At 65.0% G+C, this 831-nt stretch carries 1 protein-coding gene; it reads left to right on the top strand.

Features of this window, described 5'->3' with window-relative positions; translation table 11 throughout:
- Positions 1-11: 11 nt before the first annotated feature.
- The gene (locus tag EOC06_RS38005; protein ID WP_281062146.1) at positions 12-473 is read left to right on the top strand and encodes an MFS transporter; all 462 of its coding nucleotides are present in this window, start codon (positions 12-14) and stop codon (positions 471-473) included.
- The last annotated feature ends 358 nt before the right edge of the window (positions 474-831 follow it).

The following is an 831-nucleotide window of genomic DNA, read 5'->3' as shown; positions in this document are numbered from 1 at the left end:
GGCTGCTAGGCGTGGGGCTGTTGGCGGCGGCGCTCATTGCGCTGGCCTTCCTGCGCGACTTCTGGCCGCTCTTTGCGGCGCGCCTGGTTCTGGGCTGCGGTGCGGGTCTCATGTTCATCGTCGCCGAAACGGCGCTGAACACTGCCGCAGCGCCAGAGCGGCGCGGCCGGATCACGGGGGTCTACACCGCTGCCAGCGCCCTTGGTTTCGTGTTCGGTCCGGCTCTGATCGCGCTGATGCCCGACCGTCCCGCCGCGCTTCTCCTCGGCTGCGCCGCGATAGCGCTGATGGCGCTGATCCCTTTCGCCGCGGAGAAACGGCGGGTGAGCCGCGCGGTCGCGCCGGGATCGGCGCGCCACATCCTGCCCGCGATCGCAGCCTTTCCCTTGGCCTTCGGCTTTCTCTTCATCGCGTCGATGGTTGATGCTGTCGCCATCAGCCTCATGCCGGTCATCATGCTCGATCGCGGTTGACGTCTCGCAGGCGGCGCTGCTCGCCATCATGGGACGCTGATCGCTGATCGGGCAAGCCTGCGAAACGCGTTGCGGCCAGACAAGGGCGGCAGCGGGCCACCGCTTTTCATCACCCTCTGGACGAGGCGTCCACTCATCGGCCTTCATCAAATTTGCAACGATTGACTTCAATTCGACCGTTGAAGCGGCGGCCGGTCTGATCCCGTCGGAGGAACAAGGGCTGCGGCCCCCTCCCATGCCCGTGTGAAAATCGCTGCCTCCCCGCAATTATCGTCACTGCACAAATCGGCCTTGGACCAGATACCGATAACCAACTTCGCTCATCCAGCGCGCGCGGGCCAAATGGCTATCATAGATG

This window comes from Mesorhizobium sp. M7A.F.Ca.MR.362.00.0.0 (genome assembly GCF_004023175.1).
Taxonomy (GTDB): Bacteria; Pseudomonadota; Alphaproteobacteria; order Rhizobiales; family Rhizobiaceae; genus Mesorhizobium.
Note: the sequence above shows the minus strand (reverse complement) of the source record. Positions and strands in the feature narration are given on the sequence as shown.